15 protein-coding genes are annotated in these 15,206 nt (G+C 62.9%); 14 read left to right on the forward strand and 1 reads right to left on the reverse strand.

Annotated elements, in window-relative coordinates; genetic code table 11:
• Window positions 1-157: 157 nt before the first annotated feature.
• The gene (locus HQN78_RS00905; RefSeq protein ID WP_235087360.1) at window positions 158-955 is read right to left on the reverse strand and encodes an SPOR domain-containing protein; all 798 of its coding nucleotides are present in this window, start codon (window positions 953-955) and stop codon (window positions 158-160) included.
• A 137-nt stretch (window positions 956-1,092) separates the two neighbouring features.
• Between HQN78_RS00905 and ndk the strand changes: the two genes are divergently transcribed.
• From ndk to HQN78_RS00975, 14 genes are all read left to right on the forward strand, one after another.
• Window positions 1,093-1,518: a nucleoside-diphosphate kinase gene (gene ndk, locus HQN78_RS00910; protein WP_107798554.1), complete on the forward strand. Its 426-nt coding sequence runs from the start codon at window positions 1,093-1,095 to the stop codon at window positions 1,516-1,518.
• Window positions 1,519-1,619: 101 nt separating this feature from the next.
• Complete coding sequence (gene rlmN / locus HQN78_RS00915) at window positions 1,620-2,714, forward strand: 23S rRNA (adenine(2503)-C(2))-methyltransferase RlmN (protein ID WP_019104100.1); 1,095 nt, start codon at window positions 1,620-1,622, stop codon at window positions 2,712-2,714.
• On the forward strand, window positions 2,711-3,454 hold the full coding sequence (gene pilW, locus HQN78_RS00920; protein WP_235087362.1) for a type IV pilus biogenesis/stability protein PilW: 744 nt from the start codon (window positions 2,711-2,713) through the stop codon (window positions 3,452-3,454). The genes rlmN and pilW overlap by 4 nt, the downstream gene beginning before the upstream one ends.
• 2 nt (window positions 3,455-3,456) lie before the next feature.
• Window positions 3,457-4,404 carry a helix-turn-helix domain-containing protein gene (locus HQN78_RS00925; protein WP_235087364.1) on the forward strand — a complete coding sequence of 316 codons (948 nt, stop codon included), beginning with the start codon at window positions 3,457-3,459 and terminating at the stop codon, window positions 4,402-4,404.
• 13 nt (window positions 4,405-4,417) lie between these two features.
• Window positions 4,418-5,701, forward strand: coding sequence for a flavodoxin-dependent (E)-4-hydroxy-3-methylbut-2-enyl-diphosphate synthase (ispG, locus tag HQN78_RS00930; RefSeq protein WP_235087366.1), 1,284 nt, complete (start codon window positions 4,418-4,420; stop codon window positions 5,699-5,701).
• Window positions 5,702-5,757: 56 nt separating this feature from the next.
• Window positions 5,758-7,029, forward strand: coding sequence for a histidine--tRNA ligase (gene hisS / locus HQN78_RS00935; protein ID WP_235087368.1), 1,272 nt, complete (start codon window positions 5,758-5,760; stop codon window positions 7,027-7,029).
• A gap of 14 nt (window positions 7,030-7,043) precedes the next feature.
• On the forward strand, window positions 7,044-7,673 hold the full coding sequence (locus tag HQN78_RS00940) for a tetratricopeptide repeat protein (protein ID WP_107798558.1): 630 nt from the start codon (window positions 7,044-7,046) through the stop codon (window positions 7,671-7,673).
• Between the two features lie 4 nt (window positions 7,674-7,677).
• Complete coding sequence (gene bamB, locus HQN78_RS00945) at window positions 7,678-8,817, forward strand: outer membrane protein assembly factor BamB (RefSeq protein WP_235087370.1); 1,140 nt, start codon at window positions 7,678-7,680, stop codon at window positions 8,815-8,817.
• 13 nt (window positions 8,818-8,830) lie between these two features.
• On the forward strand, window positions 8,831-10,258 hold the full coding sequence (der, locus tag HQN78_RS00950; protein ID WP_107798560.1) for a ribosome biogenesis GTPase Der: 1,428 nt from the start codon (window positions 8,831-8,833) through the stop codon (window positions 10,256-10,258).
• Window positions 10,259-10,347: 89 nt separating this feature from the next.
• Entirely contained in the window at window positions 10,348-10,605 is a 258-nt protein-coding gene (hfq, locus tag HQN78_RS00955) for an RNA chaperone Hfq (RefSeq protein ID WP_039756760.1), read from the forward strand.
• A 97-nt stretch (window positions 10,606-10,702) separates the two neighbouring features.
• Window positions 10,703-11,833, forward strand: coding sequence for a ribosome rescue GTPase HflX (gene hflX / locus HQN78_RS00960; protein WP_107798561.1), 1,131 nt, complete (start codon window positions 10,703-10,705; stop codon window positions 11,831-11,833).
• Complete coding sequence (hflK, locus tag HQN78_RS00965; RefSeq protein ID WP_235087372.1) at window positions 11,820-13,034, forward strand: FtsH protease activity modulator HflK; 1,215 nt, start codon at window positions 11,820-11,822, stop codon at window positions 13,032-13,034. Before hflX ends, hflK begins: the two co-directional genes overlap by 14 nt.
• Before the next feature lie 3 nt (window positions 13,035-13,037).
• Window positions 13,038-13,919 carry a protease modulator HflC gene (hflC, locus tag HQN78_RS00970; protein ID WP_081547400.1) on the forward strand — a complete coding sequence of 294 codons (882 nt, stop codon included), beginning with the start codon at window positions 13,038-13,040 and terminating at the stop codon, window positions 13,917-13,919.
• A 126-nt stretch (window positions 13,920-14,045) separates the two neighbouring features.
• The gene (locus HQN78_RS00975) at window positions 14,046-15,197 is read left to right on the forward strand and encodes an ATP phosphoribosyltransferase regulatory subunit (RefSeq protein ID WP_235087374.1); all 1,152 of its coding nucleotides are present in this window, start codon (window positions 14,046-14,048) and stop codon (window positions 15,195-15,197) included.
• Window positions 15,198-15,206 lie beyond the last annotated feature (9 nt).

The raw sequence follows: 15,206 nt of genomic DNA on the forward strand, positions 1-15,206 counted from the left end.
CGAGAATGCGCTGACAAAAGGGATGGGGCGGAGGGCCGCTGGCCGGTCTTCGCGGCTTGGGCCGCGCCGCGCGCGGCGGTGCGTTCCGTTCCGATTGTTTGAGTGAGTTCAGAGCTTGCCCTCTCCGCATTGCGGAGAGGGCTTTTTTTATTTCGTCTTATTGTCCGGCGGGCGCCAGCAAGGGCGCATAACCCAGGCCGCGCAACTTCTCCATGGTTTCGTCGGCTTCGGCGCGGCTCTTGAACGGACCGACCTGCACGCGGGTGACGGTGTGGGCCGGGATGCCGTGCTGTTTCAGCTCCTTCACCAGCTTTTCGGCATTGCCGATGCTGGAGAACAGGCCCAGCTGGACTTGATAACCGATGGAGCTGCCGGCCGGCTTGGCCTTGACTGGGGCTTCCTTGACCGGCGCGACGGGCTTGTCCGCCGCGATGGCGGCGGCGGGCGGGGCGGCCTTGACGGCTTCGGCCGGCGCGGCTTTGGCGGCTGCCGTCTGCGGCGGAGCCGCTGCGGCGCTTGGCGCGGGAGGCGCTTTCGCCGCCGCGCGCTCGTGCGCCGGTGCCGGCGCGGCGGCATGGACCGGCGGGCGGTTGTTGACCACGGCCGGAGTCTTGTCCAGGTCCGGGCTGGCCGGGCTGGCTACGCTGGGCGCTTGCGGCGCGCCGGCGGGCTCCGTCGCGGGCGCGCTGCTTTCCGCCGTCGGCGCGCTGGCGGGCGCGGGCGCCGGCGGCGCTTCCGCCGGGGCGGAGGCGGGCTTGATGATCTTGCCGGAGCTGGGGCTCTGGCTGCTGGCGGTCATTTCCACCTTGGGTTTGTTGAAACTGTCGGTCAGCGGAATGGCGGCCAGCGCCACGGCGACCAGGCCGCCGGCGATCAGCAAACGCTTTTTCAGTTTGCTGTTGAGTTCGGCCTCGCCGCCGGTCTTGTCGGGGTCTTGTTGATTTTGTTCGCGCATGGTCCGTGAGACTTGAGAAATGTGCAGCACATGGTTGAAAACACTGCTAAAATATCGGGTTCGTCAAAATTGGGTAACCCGAGTGGCTGCATAATACTCAAGTTTAGCCACTTGTCTTGATGTTTGGGAGAATTTATATGGCAATTGAACGCACCTTGTCCATCGTTAAGCCGGACGCCGTTGGTAAAAACGTCATCGGCAAAATCTACGATCGTTTCGAATCCGCCGGCCTGAAAATCGTGGCCGCCAAGATGAAGCAACTGTCCCGCGCCGAAGCCGAAGGCTTCTACGCCGTGCACAAAGAACGTCCGTTCTTCAAGGACCTGGTTGACTTCATGGTGTCCGGCCCGGTGATGATCCAGGCGCTGGAAGGCGAGAACGCCGTGCTGAAAAACCGCGAACTGATGGGCGCGACCGATCCGAAGAAGGCTGAAGCCGGCACCATCCGCGCCGATTTCGCCGACTCCATCGACGCCAACGCCGTTCATGGTTCCGACAGCGCGGAAAACGCCGCGATCGAAGTGGCTTATTTCTTTGCTGCATCCGAGATCAGCGCCCGCTAATCTCTAAAGAGTACTCCGTTGTTTGCGGAGCCCGTCGTCATGGACGGGCTCCGTCTAAAAGGCGGTCGTCCACACCGCCTTTGCTTTATCCCGAGGAATGCATGAAAACCAACCTGCTCGACTTCAATCTGGACCAGCTGACCCGGCATTTCGCCGAAATGGGCGAGAAACCGTTTCGCGCCAAGCAAGTGATGCGCTGGATGCACCAGATGGCGGAAGCCGACTTCGACGCGATGACCGATCTGGCCAAGAGCCTGCGCGCCAAGCTGCATGAGCGCGCCGAAGTAAAGGTCCCCTCGCTGATGACCGGGCAGGCGTCCAGTGATGGCACCCGCAAGTGGCTGCTCGACGTAGGCACCGGCAACGGCGTCGAAACCGTCTTCATCCCCGAGGATGAGCGCGGCACCTTGTGCGTGTCATCCCAGGTAGGCTGTGCGCTGGAGTGCACGTTCTGCTCCACCGGCCGCCAAGGCTTCAACCGCAATCTGTCCACCGCGGAAATCATCGGTCAGCTGTGGTGGGCCAATAAGGCGATGGGCGTTACGCCCAAGAACGAACGCGTGGTGTCCAATGTGGTAATGATGGGCATGGGCGAGCCGCTGGCCAACTTCGACAATGTGGTCAGCGCGATGCAGATCATGCTGGATGACCACGGCTACGGCTTGTCCCGCAGACGCGTGACCCTGTCCACTTCCGGCCTGGTGCCGCAGATGGACAGGCTGCGCGAAGAATGCCCGGTGGCGCTGGCGGTGTCGCTGCACGCGCCCAATGACGCCATTCGCGACGTGATTGTGCCTATAAACAAGAAATACCCGCTGGCGCAGCTGATGGCGGCCTGTCAGCGCTATCTGGAAAAGGCGCCGCGCGACTTCATCACTTTCGAGTACGTGATGCTTGACGGTGTCAACGATAGGCCGGAACATGCTCGCCAACTGCTGGAACTGGTGCGGGACGTGCCGTGCAAGTTCAATCTGATACCGTTCAATCCGTTCCCGAACTCGGGTTACGAGCGTTCCAGCAATAATGCGATTCGAGCGTTCCGCGAAATTCTGCAGGAGCGCGGTTATGTGGTGACGGTGCGGAAAACGCGCGGCGACGACATCGACGCCGCCTGTGGCCAGCTGGCCGGCCAGGTGATGGACAAAACCCGCCGTCAAGCCAAATGGATGCAGCTCGTAGAGGACAATAAGCAATGACGATACGGCAAATGGGGTTGATGGCCTGCTTATGGATGGCTGTGAGTTCAACCGCATTTGCCGCCGATCCTGAAACGTCGCGCGAGCTGGCGACGATACGCAGCCAGCTGGCGATCGAATACGCCAAGATCGGCAACTACAAAGTGGCGCTGGAAACGGCGGATCTGGCCGTCGCCGCGGACCCGGCCTATGTCCCGGCCTATGTGTCCCGCGCCTATGTTTTGACCCAGCTGCGCGAAGAAGGGCCCGCCGAAGCCAATTACCGCAAAGCCCTGCAACTGGATCCAAACAACCCGGAAGCGAACAATAATTACGGTTTGTTTCTGTGCGACCGAAACCGGCTGCAGGATTCTTTGTCCTATTTTCAGAAAGCGCTGGCCAACCCGCTGTATGATTCGCCTCAGACGGCTTATTTGAACCTGGGGCATTGCAGCGCCAAGGCCGGCAATCAAGAGCAGGCCAATGATTACTTGCTGGCGGCGCTGCGCGCCGCGCCCAATTTCGCGCCCGCGTTGCGGGAATTAGCACAGTTGCATCTTGGGCTGGGTAATGCCAAATTGGCTGCTTTCTATTTCGAACGGATGGGCAAGGGCGCGGCGCTGCAAGCCGACGACCTGTGGCTTGGCGTGCAGATCGGGCGCAAAAGCGGCAACAGGACGTTGGAGAGCGAATGTTCCGTCGCGCTCAAGAACCGCTATCCGGATTCCAAAGAAACACAACTGCTGTTGAGTGGAAGCTGAGGATGGAGCAACAATTCGAACAACAGGGACAACCGACGGGTTCCAGCGTCGGCGCCCGGCTGAAAGCCGCCCGAGAGGCGGCAGGCATGGGTTTGGGGGAAGTCGCGGATAGGCTGAAACTGTCGATGCGGCAGCTGGAGGCGATAGAACGCGACGATTTCACAATCTTGCCGGGCGCGACCTTCGTGCGCGGCTTTGTCCGTAATTACGCCCGCTTTTTGCAGATTGACCCCGAACCGTTGATGCATGCGCTGGACAGGCAGTTTCCTTCCGCGGTCAACGACGTGGCCAATCTGGTGCGCGACGGCGCGCACGAGGCGCCCGGGCATTCCGGCGAGACGCCTGCGTCGGACGAGGGCGGATCTTCCGGCAAATGGATCGTAGGCTTGCTGGTGGTGGCGGCGCTGGGCGGCGGCGTGGCGTGGCTGGCCAGCAGCCGTGGCGGCGAAGGCCGGGCGGCCGCGGACGCGTCCGCAGCCATGGCGACCGAACTGTCTTCGGCGCCGACGGGCGAGGCTTCCGTTCCCGCCGCCTTCGTCGCGGAGACGCCCGCCTCGGCGCCGGCTGTCGCTCCTGCGCCCGCTCCGGCCTCCGCGCCGCAGCCGGTCAAGGCGGCCAGCGTGGCCAGCGTGGCCAGCGTGGCCAGCGCCCCGGTCCTGTCGGCGCCGCCGCTCGCCAAACCGCAGGCCAGCGCCGGCGTGGCGGCAGCCAGCGGCAAGCTGGTGTTGACGGTCAAGGAGGCGGAAGCCTGGGTGTCGGTGGTGGACGCCACCGGCAAGAAGCTGGTGTTCCAGACCTTGCAGCCGGGCAGCACCCAGGAAGCGGTCGGTACGCCGCCGTTCAAACTGGTGATCGGCAACGCCTCGCAAGTGGCGGTGAATTTCAATGGCCAAGCGGTGGACCTCACGGACAAGATCCGCGGCACCACGGCAAAGCTGGAACTCAAGTAATTCAAGGTAGCGAATGGATAGCGTGAACATCGCGCGACGCCCCACCCTGCAGGCTAGGGTGGGGCATGTCATTGTAGGATCGGACGCTCCGGTGGTGGTGCAGTCCATGACCAACACCGACACCGCGGACGCGGCGGCCACGGTGCGGCAAGTGCTGGAGCTGGCGGAAGCCGGCTCGGAACTGGTGCGCATCACCGTCAACTCGCCGGAGGCGGCGGCCAAGGTGGCGGAAATCCGCCAACGGCTGGACGATGCCGGCTGTGCCGTTCCCTTGGTCGGCGATTTCCATTTCAACGGCGATCGCCTGCTGAAGGAATATCCCGATTGCGCGCGCACGCTGGCCAAATACCGGATCAATCCGGGCAATGTGGGCAAGGGCGCCAAGGGCGACGACAAATTCGCCTTCATGATCCGCACCGCCATCGAATACGGCAAGCCGGTGCGCATCGGCGTCAACTGGGGCAGCCTGGATCAGGCTTTGCTGGCCAGAATGATGGACGCCAACAACCGCGTCGCCCAGCCGCTGCCCTTGGAGCGGCTGATGCGCGAAGCCTTGATCGTTTCCGCGCTGGAGTCCGCCGACAAGGCGATGGAACTGGGGCTGCCGGCCGAGCAGATCCTGCTGTCCTGCAAAGTCAGCAATGTGCAGGACCTGATCACCGTGTACCGCGATCTGGGCAGCCGCTGCGATTTCCCGCTGCACCTGGGCCTGACCGAGGCCGGCATGGGCTCCAAGGGCATCGTCGCCTCCAGCGCCGCGTTGGCGATCTTGCTGCAGCAAGGCATAGGCGACACCATCCGCATCTCGCTGACGCCGCAGCCGGGCGAGGCGCGCACCAAGGAAGTGGTGGTGGCGCAGGAGTTGCTGCAGACCATGGGCCTGCGCAGCTTTACCCCGCTGGTGACCGCTTGTCCGGGCTGCGGCCGCACCACCAGCACCTTCTTCCAGGAGCTGGCGGATCAGATTCAGACGTATCTGCGCACGCAGATGCCGGTATGGCGTTTGCAATACCCGGGCGTGGAAGACATGAAGGTGGCGGTGATGGGCTGTGTGGTCAACGGCCCGGGGGAGAGCAAGCTGGCCGATATCGGCATCTCGCTGCCCGGCACCGGCGAAGTGCCGGTGGCGCCGGTTTACGTCGACGGTCAAAAGGATGTTACCCTCAAGGGCGACAACATCGCCTCCGAGTTCACGGCCTTGGTTGATCGCTATGTGCAAAGCCGTTACGGCGAAGGCGGCGCCAAGCGTCGCGAGGGCGGAAGCCGCACCATTCCGATTCGTCCGGTAGGCGTTTGAGCGCGTTTGGCGCAATGACCGGGCACTGATTCAAGCGATACACAAGAAAACAAGCAATGGCTCAAAAATATCAAGCGGTCAAAGGCATGAATGACGTGCTGCCGGCCGAGTCCTATCAGTGGGAGTTCTTTGAAGGCAAGCTGCGCGAACTGCTGGCCGACTACGGCTATCAGAATATCCGCACCCCCATCGTCGAAACCACGCCGTTGTTCGTCCGCGCCATCGGCGAAGTCACCGACGTGGTGGAGAAGGAGATGTACACCTTCATCGACAGCCTGAACGGCGACAGCCTGACGCTGCGGCCCGAAGGCACCGCCGGCACCCTGCGCGCGGTGGTCGAGCACAACCTTCTGTACAATGCCACCCAGAAACTGTGGTACATGGGGCCGATGTTCCGCCATGAGCGTCCGCAGAAGGGCCGTTATCGTCAGTTCCACCAGATGGGCGTGGAGGCGCTGGGCTTCTCCGGTCCGGATATCGACGCCGAAATCATCGCGATGACCGCCGATCTGTGGCGTCGCCTGGGCCTGTCCCAGTATGTGCGCCTGGAAATCAATTCTTTGGGCAACCAGGAAGAGCGCGCCGCGCACCGTCAGGCGCTGATCGCCTATCTGGAACGGCATGTGGACATCCTGGACGAAGACGGCAAGCGCCGGATGTACAGCAATCCGCTGCGGGTGCTGGACACCAAGAACCCGGCGCTGCAGCAGATGGCCGACGAAGCGCCCAAGCTGTCCGACTACCTGGGCGAGGCGTCCCGCGCGCATTACGAAGGCTGGAAGGCGATGATTCGCGAGCTGGGCGTCGACTTCGTGGAGAATCCGCGTCTGGTGCGCGGGCTCGACTATTACAACCAGTCGGTGTTCGAATGGGTGACCAGCGAGCTGGGCGCCCAAGGCACGATTTGCGCCGGCGGCCGCTATGACGGCCTGATCGAGCAACTGGGCGGCAAGCCCGCGGCCGGCATCGGCTTCGGCATGGGCCTGGAGCGCGTGGTGCTGCTGTTGCAGGACAAGCAGCTCTTGCCGGCGCAACGCAGCGTCGACGTCTACCTGGTGAACCAGGGCGAGGGCGCAGGGCTGTACGCGATGAAGCTGGCGCAGACTTTGCGCGCCGCCGGCCTGTCGGTGGTGCAGCACTTGGGCGAAGGCAGCTTCAAGTCGCAAATGAAAAAAGCCGACGGCTGCGGCGCGCAGTTCGCCGTGATCGTCGGCGAAGATGAAATAAAAACGGGTCAGGCGGTGATCAAGGCGCTGCGCGCCGAGATGGACCAACACACTGTGGCGGCGGAAGCGGTGGCCGCCACGCTGATCTCACTGAAAGCTTAAGGGAGAGGGGCGCAATGGCGTTCGACTTGCAGGAACAGGAACAGATTGATTCGATCAAGGCCTTCTGGCAGCAGTGGGGCAAGCTGATCGCCGGCGTGCTGGCGGCGTCCGCCATTGCCTATCTGGGCTTCAAGGGCTACCGCTATTACCAGGAGCAGCAGGCGCAGAAAGCCGCGGCCGCTTACGAGAACATCGACGCGGCGGTGGCGTCCAAGGACATCGCCAAGCTGAAGTCCGCGGTGACGCTGTTGCAGAACGACTTCGGCTCTTCGGCCTACGCCACCCGCGGCTCGCTGATTCTGGCCAAGGCCGCCTTCGACAAGAACGAGCTCGCGCTGGCCAAGAGCCAGCTGGAATGGGTGCTGGCCAATAGCAAGGACGAATCGGTAAGCGCCATCGCCCGACTGCGTCTGGCCTCCCTGTTGCTGGACCAGAAAACCTACGATGCGGCGATCGCCGAACTGAACAAGGCGCATCCGGCCGGCTTCGACGCGCTGTTCCTGGATTTGAAGGGCGACGTGTTGGTCGCCAAGGGCGACGCCGCCGCCGCGCGCGACGCCTATAAATCCGCTTTGGCCAAACTGGTGGGTGATTCACCGAATCGCCAGTTCATCCAGACCAAACTCGACGCGCTGGGAGGCTGATCGCATGCGCCGCCAATTGTTGCTGACCGCTGTGCTGTCCTCCTCCTTGCTGGCCGGCTGCGCCAGCTGGTTTGAAAGCAATACCCAGTTCAAGCCCACCCCGCTCGTCGCGATCAAGTCCTTGCAAGGGCTGGAGGTCAAATGGACGACGGGACAGGCCGCGCCGGCCGCCGGCTTCCTGCCGGTTTACGCCAACGGCTTAGTGGTGAGCGCCGACGCCGACGGCCACGTGCGCAGCATCGACGCCCTCAGCGGCCGCGTCAGCGCGGACGTGGATCTGAAGCGCAAGCTGAGCGCCGGCGTCGCCGTGGCCGGCGACATGGTGCTGGTGGGCACCCAGGACGCCAAGTTGCTGGCGGTGGAACGCGCCAGCGGCAAAGTGCTGTGGCAGCAGCCGCTGACCAGCCTGATGCTGGAGGCGCCGCAAGTGGCCGGCGATATGGTGCTGGTGCGCACCAACGACGCGCGTCTGACCGGCTTCTCTCTGAGCGAAGGCGGCAAGCAGCTGTGGTCCAGCGGCAATGTGCTGCCGCAGCTGACCGTGCGCAACAATGGCTCGATGCAGGCGGTGGGCAAGGAGGCGGTGATGGTGGGGCAGGCCGGCGGCCGGCTGGACATCGTCAACCCGCAAACCGGCAACGCTTTGTGGCAGGGCGCGGTGGCCAACCCTCGCGGCGCCACCGAGCTGGAACGGATGACCGACGTGACTTCGCGGCCGGTCTTCGACGCCGGTCAGGTGTGCGCGGTCGCCTATCAGGGGCGCGTGGCCTGCTTCGAAGCGCGTTCCGGCAATCTGTTGTGGGCGCGCGAAATCTCGTCCAGCCGCGGCCTGGCCGTGGACGGCCGCAATGTCTACGTCAGCGCGGAAGACGGTTCGGTCTGGGCGTTTGATCGCGGCACCGGCCGCAATATTTGGAAAACCGACGACCTGAAATATCGGGACGTCACCGGCCCCGCTCTGTTGGGCCGCTTTGTGCTGGTGGGAGATGGCGAAGGTTACGCCCATCTGCTATCCAATGAGAGCGGCAGCATCGTGGGCCGAGTCAAGGTCGGGCCCGCCCTGACCAATCAACCGGTGTCGCTGGGTTCGTCCGCCTTGATGCAAGGCAAGGACGGCCGTCTGGCGATGCTGACTTTGGGATAATAAAGCAGTACTCATGAAACCTACCGTAGCTCTGGTCGGCCGCCCCAATGTGGGCAAGTCGACCTTATTCAACCGGCTGACCCGCAGCCGCGACGCCCTGGTCGCCGACCAGCCCGGCCTGACGCGCGATCGCCACTATGGCCATGGCCGCGTGGGCGAAAAGCCGTATCTTGTGGTCGATACCGGCGGTTTCGAGCCGGTGGTGGACGAAGGCATTCTGTTCGAAATGGCCAAGCAGACGCTGCAGGCCGTGGACGAAGCCGATGCCGTGGTGTTCCTGGTGGACGGCCGCAACGGCCTGACGCCGCAAGACAAAATCATCGCCAACCGTCTGCGCCAGCTGCAGCGTCCGGTCTTCCTCGCCGTCAACAAGGCGGAAGGCATGCGGCACGCCATCGCCGGCGCCGAGTTCCACGAACTCGCGCTGGGCGAGCCGCTGGTGATCTCCGCCGCCCATGGCGACGGCGTGCGCGAATTGATGGAACTGGTGCTGGCGGACTTCCCGGAAGAAGTGGAAGAAGAAGCCTCGCGCCATCCCAAGTTCGCGGTGATCGGCCGGCCCAACGTCGGCAAGTCCACCCTGGTCAACGCCATCCTGGGCGAGGAGCGCGTCATCGCCTTCGACCAGGCCGGCACCACTCGCGACAGCATATATATTGATTTTGAGCGAGATGGCCATACCTACACCATCATTGACACCGCGGGCGTGCGTCGCCGGGCCAAGGTCAGCGAGATGCTTGAGAAGTTCTCGGTGATCAAGACCATGAAGGCGATCGAAGACGCCAACGTGGCGGTGCTGGTGCTGGACGCTCAACTGGACATTTCCGAGCAAGACGCCACCATCGCGGGTTTCGCGTTGGAAGCGGGCCGGGCGCTGGTGGTGGCGGTGAACAAGTGGGACAACCTGGACGGGGAGCAAAAGGAAACGGTGCGCCGCGAGATCGCGCGCAAGCTGAACTTCCTGGATTTTGCAAAGTTCCATTACATCTCCGCCATTGAAGGCCGCGGCGTGGCAGACTTGTTCAAGTCCATCGACGAGGCCTACCGGGCGGCCATGGCCAAGCTGGCCACGCCCAAGCTGACCCGGGTGCTGCAAGTGGCGCTGGAGCGCCAGCAGCCGCCGCGCTCCGGTTTGATCCGCCCGAAAATGCGCTATGCGCACCAAGGCGGCCAGAACCCGCCCATCATCGTGGTGCACGGCAATGCGCTGGATGCGGTGCCGAACAGTTATACCCGCTATCTGGAACATACCTTCCGGAAAGTGTTCAAGCTGCAGGGCACGCCGCTGCGCGTGCAGTACAAGTCTTCGGAGAATCCGTTCGACACCGACGACGGCAAGGAGAAGTCCCGAGCCAAGCCCAAGCCGATGTCCAAGATGCGCGGACGCGAAAAAGAAGTGCGTTACGGCAAGAGCGGCAAGGGCAGCAGCAGTAAAAAATAGTACGCCGGGATGTTTTCTGCTAATAATAAGCAGACAACCGGGCTGTAAGGTTCAGTTAATACAACAATCAACGATTCGGAGAATAACGAATGAGCTCTAAAGGGCAAATGTTACAAGACCCGTTCCTGAACATCCTGCGTAAGGAACATGTGCCGGTGTCCATCTACCTGGTCAACGGTATTAAACTTCAGGGTCAGGTAGAATCCTTTGACCAGTACGTGGTGCTGTTGAAAAACACGGTGACACAGATGGTGTACAAACACGCCATTTCCACCGTCGTGCCCGCCCGTCCGGTCAATCTTCCCCATGAACACCCGGTGCAAAAGCAGGAGCAGCAAGACGCTTAAAGCGTTGCTGTGCTTGTGACCGGGCCGATCGGCCGCGCCAAACCGGCGCGGCTTGTCGGCCTTTTATCTTTTGCGCCCCAACTATGGTTTCCGAATAGTGTTTGATCGTCCCGACTTAGGCGACCAGGCGGTTCTGGTCTGCCTGGATTTTGGAGATGCCGATTACCAGGAAAACATCGCCGAGTGTGCCGAGCTGGTCAAGAGCGCCGGCGTAGAGGTGATGGGCGTGGTGCAGGGCAAGCGGCAGCGCCCGGACGCCGCGCTGTTCGCGGGCAAGGGCAAGGTCGAGGAAATCGGCCTGCTGGTGCGCGCCACCGATGCCAATGTAGTGATATTCAACCATGCTTTGGCGCCTGGCCAGGAGCGTAATCTGGAGCGGGCGCTGCAGTGTCGCGTCATCGACCGCAACAGCCTGATCCTGGACATCTTCGCCCAGCGCGCGCGCAGTCACGAAGGCAAGCTGCAAGTCGAACTGGCCCAGCTGTCGCACATGTCCACCCGCCTGGTGCGGGGCTGGACCCACTTGGAGCGCCAGAAGGGCGGCATAGGCTTGCGCGGCCCCGGCGAAACCCAGCTCGAAACCGACCGCCGGCTGCTCGGCATCCGCGTCAAGGCGCTGAAAGAGCGGCTGGCCCAGGTGCAAAAGCAGCGCAATACCCAGCGCAAGGGGCGCGGCCGGGCCGGCATCGCCTCGGTGTCCATCGTCGGTTACACCAACGCGGGCAAGTCCACCTTGTTCAACGCGCTGACCAAGGCGCGCATCTACGCGGCGGACCAATTGTTTGCCACGCTGGACACCACCAGCCGCAAGCTGTTCCTCAATCACCAGACATCCATCGTGATTTCGGATACTGTGGGCTTTATCCGCGATCTGCCGCACACCCTGGTGGCGGCGTTCCGCGCCACACTGGAGGAAACCGTGCGTGCGGATCTCCTGCTGCACGTGGTGGATGGCTCCAGCGATATGCGTGATGTGCAGATCGAGGAGGTCAACAAGGTGTTGGCCGAGATCGGCGCGGACGGCATTCCGCAGCTGCTGGTCTGGAACAAATGCGATCTGCGCGAGATGGAGCCGGAGATCGAGCGCGATGCGGCGGGCCGTCCGGTTTCGGTGCGGGTTTCGGCCCTGACCGGGGCCGGCCTGGAACTCTTGCGCGCGGCGATTGCCGAATGCGTGCATCCTTCCCAAAACAACCATAAAGACTATTACGAGCATGTCGCAGAATGACCCTAACCGAGGCCGCCGAGGCAATGAAGGGCCGCCGGACCTCGATGAAGTATTCCGCAACCTAAATCAGAAGCTGTCGCGGCTGCTGGGCGCCAAAGGCAGCGGCGCCGGCGGCAGTCCCGCGTCCGGCGTCAAACCGCCGTTCAAGGGCGGCGCCATCGCCGTGGTGGGCGTATTGGCGGCCTTGTGGCTGGCCAGCGGTTTCTACGTGGTGGACGCGCGCGAGCAAGGCGTGGTGCTGCGCCTGGGCAGCTTCAACCGGGTGACCGAGCCGGGCCTGCAATGGCACGCGCCGTTCCCGATTGAAAAGGTGGAGATCGTCAACCTGACCGAAGTGCGCAGCGTGGAAGTGGGCTACCGCAACACCGCCCAGACGCGAGTGGCGGAAGAGTCGCTGATGCTGACTTCGGACCAGAACATCATCGACGTCCAATTGTCGGTGCAGTACGACATCAAGGACGCGCGCGCCTTCCTGTTCAACAACGCCTCGCGCGAGCGGGACGCCAAGGACATCGTCAAGCAGGCGACCGAAACCGCGATTCGCGAAGTGGTGGGCCGCAACAAGGTCGACTTCGTGTTGAACGAAGGGCGGACGCAGATCGCGGTGGAAACCCAGAAACTGATTCAGGAAGTGCTGGATCGTTATTCGCTGGGCGTGCGCATCGCCAAGGTCAACATCAACGCGGTGCAGCCGCCCGAGCAGGTGCTGGCGGCCTTCGACGACGCGGTGAAGGCCGGTCAGGACAAGGACAAGCTGCGCAACGAAGGCCTGGCTTACGCCAACGAGGTGCTGCCCAAGGCCCAGGGCCTGGCCGCGCGCCTGCAGCAGGAGGCCGAAGCCTACGAGCAGAAAGTCGTTTCCCGCGCGGAAGGCGACGCTTCGCGCTTCAAGCAAGTGTTGTCTGAATACAACAAAGCGCCCAAGGTCATGCGCGATCGTCTGTATCTGGACATGATGCAGCAGATCATGAGCAGCACCACCAAGGTGGTGGTGGACCAGAAGGGCGGCAACAATCTCTTGTACCTGCCTTTGGACAAGCTGATCCAGCAGAGCAATCCGGGTGCTTCCGGCGCGGCGGCGCCCGCCGCCAGCGCGGTTCCGCAGCAGGCGGAGCCGGCTGCGCCGGCCGCTCAGGCCGGCAATGCCAAAGGGGGGCGGGACGTGACCCGCGGGCGTGATTTTTTTGGGGCGGAGCGATAAGCAATGGATAGACTGATTCCGACTGTAGTTGCCATAGCCGGTGTGCTATTTGTTGCCAGCCTGTCGCTGTTCACCGTGGATCAGCGCCAATACGCGCTGGTTTTCCAGTTTGGCGAAGTGGTGCGCATCATCAAGGAGCCGGGCATCCAGTTCAAAGTGCCGCTGCTGCAGAACGTGCGTTATTTCGATCGCCGCGTGCAGACCATCGACGCCGAGGCGCCGGAACTGTTCAACACCCGCGAGAAAAAGAACGTGTTGGTGGACAGCTTCGTCAAATGGCGCGTGGTGGACGTTGAGCAGTTTTACAAGAGCGTGGGTTCCGAGGCCGCCGCTGTGGCGCGTTTGAAACAGACCATCAATGACGGGTTGCGCGCGGAATTCGGCCAAAAGATGGTTGCCGACGTCATTTCCGGCAAGCGCGATCAGGTGATGGATACGGTTCGCAAGCGCGCGGACGCGGATGCGCGTAAAATAGGCGTACAAATTCTCGACGTGCGCTTAAAACGAGTCGATTTTCCGGATAAAATAAGCAGTTCGGTCTTCGATCGCATGCAGTCCGAGCGCCGCACCGTCGCCAGCCAGTTGCGCAGCGAGGGCGCCGCGGACGCGGAACGCATCCGCGCCGAAGCGGACAAGCAGCGCGAAGTGGTGCTGGCCGAAGCGTATCGTCAGGCTCAGGAGCTGAAGGGCAAGGGCGATGCGAAGGCGGCGGCGATTTACGCCGAGGCTTACGGCAAGAACCCGGACTTCTACGCTTTCTGGCGCAGCATGGACGCGTACAAGGAGTCGTTCAAGAACAAGAGCGACGTCCTGGTGCTGGAGCCGAGCAGCGAGTTCTTCAAGTACTTCAAGAACCCGCAGTCGGGAGCGGCCAAGGCCAAGTAAGCGGCCAAGGCAGGCGGAAGACGCCGCGCAAGACAATCGAGTATGGAACACTGGCCGGGGCGACCTGGCCAGTTTGCTGATAACAAGGCGGGACGCTTCCCGCCTTTTATTCTGTTGAAAAGAATCATGCGTAATTGGCTGTTACCGGAATACATCGCGGATATTCTGCCCGCCACCGCGCGCCAGGTGGAGTCCGCCAAGGCGGCGATGCTGGAAGGCTTTCGCGTGGCGGGCTACGAGTTGGTGCTGCCGCCGCTGATCGAGTACATCGATTCGCTGGTCAGCGAGGAAGACGCTTCGCTCGAGCTCAAGACCTTCAAGTTGGACGATCAGTTGTCCGGCCGGCAAATGGGCTTGCGCGCCGACATCACGCCCCAAGTGTCGCGCATAGACGCGCACTTGCTCGGCGAGCGCACCGGAGTGACCCGGCTATGCTACGCCGGCAGCGTGGTGCATACCCGGCCGGACGGCCTGGCCGGCTCCCGCGAGCCGCTGCAAGTTGGGGCGGAGCTGTACGGCTACGCCGGCATCGAGGCCGACCTGGAAATCATTGAGTTGATGCTGGGCGCCTTGGAACGCGCCGGCGTGTTCGGTCTGCGGCTGGACATCGGCCATATGGCGATTTATCGCGGCATCGCTTCCGCCGCCGGTTTGTCTGCGGAGGCCAGCCGGGCGTTGTTCGCCAAGCTGCAGAGCAAGGACGTGGCCAGCATCCGCGAGTTGGTCCGCGATGTGGCCGAACCGTACCGCAGCGCTTTTCTGGCTTTGCCGGAGCTCTATGGTCCGATCGAGGAGCTGGACCGGGCGCGTTCCCGTCTGCCGTCCTTGCCCGAGGTGGAGCTTGGCCTGATGCAGCTGTCCGCTGTGGCCAAGGCGCTGGAGGGCAGGGTGGCACTGAGCTTCGACCTGACCGAACTGCGCGGCACGCAGTATCACAATGGCCTGCTGTTCGCCGCCTATGCTGAGGGCTGGGCCGAAGAGCTGGCGCGCGGCGGCCGCTACGACAATGTGGGTCGTCGTTTCGGCCGCGCCCGGCCGGCCACCGGCTTCAGCCTGGATTTGCGCGACCTGATCCGCATCCTGCCGGAGCAAGGCTCGGTCAGGGGCATCCGCCTGGCCGCCAGGCACTGGCCGCAGGCGCGGGCTGAAGTGGCCCGTCTGCGCGCAGCGGGCGAAATGGTGGTGATTGATTACCTGGGCGAGTCCGCCCAGGCCTTGAATTGCGATCGCGAGCTGACTTCGGACGGCTCGGATTGGCATGTGGTTTCATTTAACTGATTTTTGAAT

It is taken from the genome of Chromobacterium sp. Beijing, from assembly GCF_021496765.1.
GTDB lineage: Bacteria > Pseudomonadota > Gammaproteobacteria > Burkholderiales > Chromobacteriaceae > Chromobacterium.

What these genes read in the sequence shown, in the direction of transcription:
- der (WP_107798560.1), top strand. Translation starts at nt 8,831, where the DNA reads ATGAAACCTACCGTAGCTCTGGTCGGCCGCCCCAATGTGGGCAAGTCG.
- pilW (WP_235087362.1), top strand. Translation starts at nt 2,711, where the DNA reads ATGACGATACGGCAAATGGGGTTGATGGCCTGCTTATGGATGGCTGTG.
- hflC (WP_081547400.1), top strand. Translation starts at nt 13,038, where the DNA reads ATGGATAGACTGATTCCGACTGTAGTTGCCATAGCCGGTGTGCTATTT.
- HQN78_RS00905 (WP_235087360.1), bottom strand. Translation starts at nt 955, where the DNA reads ATGCGCGAACAAAATCAACAAGACCCCGACAAGACCGGCGGCGAGGCC.
- ndk (WP_107798554.1), top strand. Translation starts at nt 1,093, where the DNA reads ATGGCAATTGAACGCACCTTGTCCATCGTTAAGCCGGACGCCGTTGGT.
- HQN78_RS00975 (WP_235087374.1), top strand. Translation starts at nt 14,046, where the DNA reads ATGCGTAATTGGCTGTTACCGGAATACATCGCGGATATTCTGCCCGCC.
- HQN78_RS00940 (WP_107798558.1), top strand. Translation starts at nt 7,044, where the DNA reads ATGGCGTTCGACTTGCAGGAACAGGAACAGATTGATTCGATCAAGGCC.
- HQN78_RS00925 (WP_235087364.1), top strand. Translation starts at nt 3,457, where the DNA reads ATGGAGCAACAATTCGAACAACAGGGACAACCGACGGGTTCCAGCGTC.
- bamB (WP_235087370.1), top strand. Translation starts at nt 7,678, where the DNA reads ATGCGCCGCCAATTGTTGCTGACCGCTGTGCTGTCCTCCTCCTTGCTG.
- ispG (WP_235087366.1), top strand. Translation starts at nt 4,418, where the DNA reads ATGGATAGCGTGAACATCGCGCGACGCCCCACCCTGCAGGCTAGGGTG.
- hflK (WP_235087372.1), top strand. Translation starts at nt 11,820, where the DNA reads ATGTCGCAGAATGACCCTAACCGAGGCCGCCGAGGCAATGAAGGGCCG.
- hfq (WP_039756760.1), top strand. Translation starts at nt 10,348, where the DNA reads ATGAGCTCTAAAGGGCAAATGTTACAAGACCCGTTCCTGAACATCCTG.
- hisS (WP_235087368.1), top strand. Translation starts at nt 5,758, where the DNA reads ATGGCTCAAAAATATCAAGCGGTCAAAGGCATGAATGACGTGCTGCCG.
- rlmN (WP_019104100.1), top strand. Translation starts at nt 1,620, where the DNA reads ATGAAAACCAACCTGCTCGACTTCAATCTGGACCAGCTGACCCGGCAT.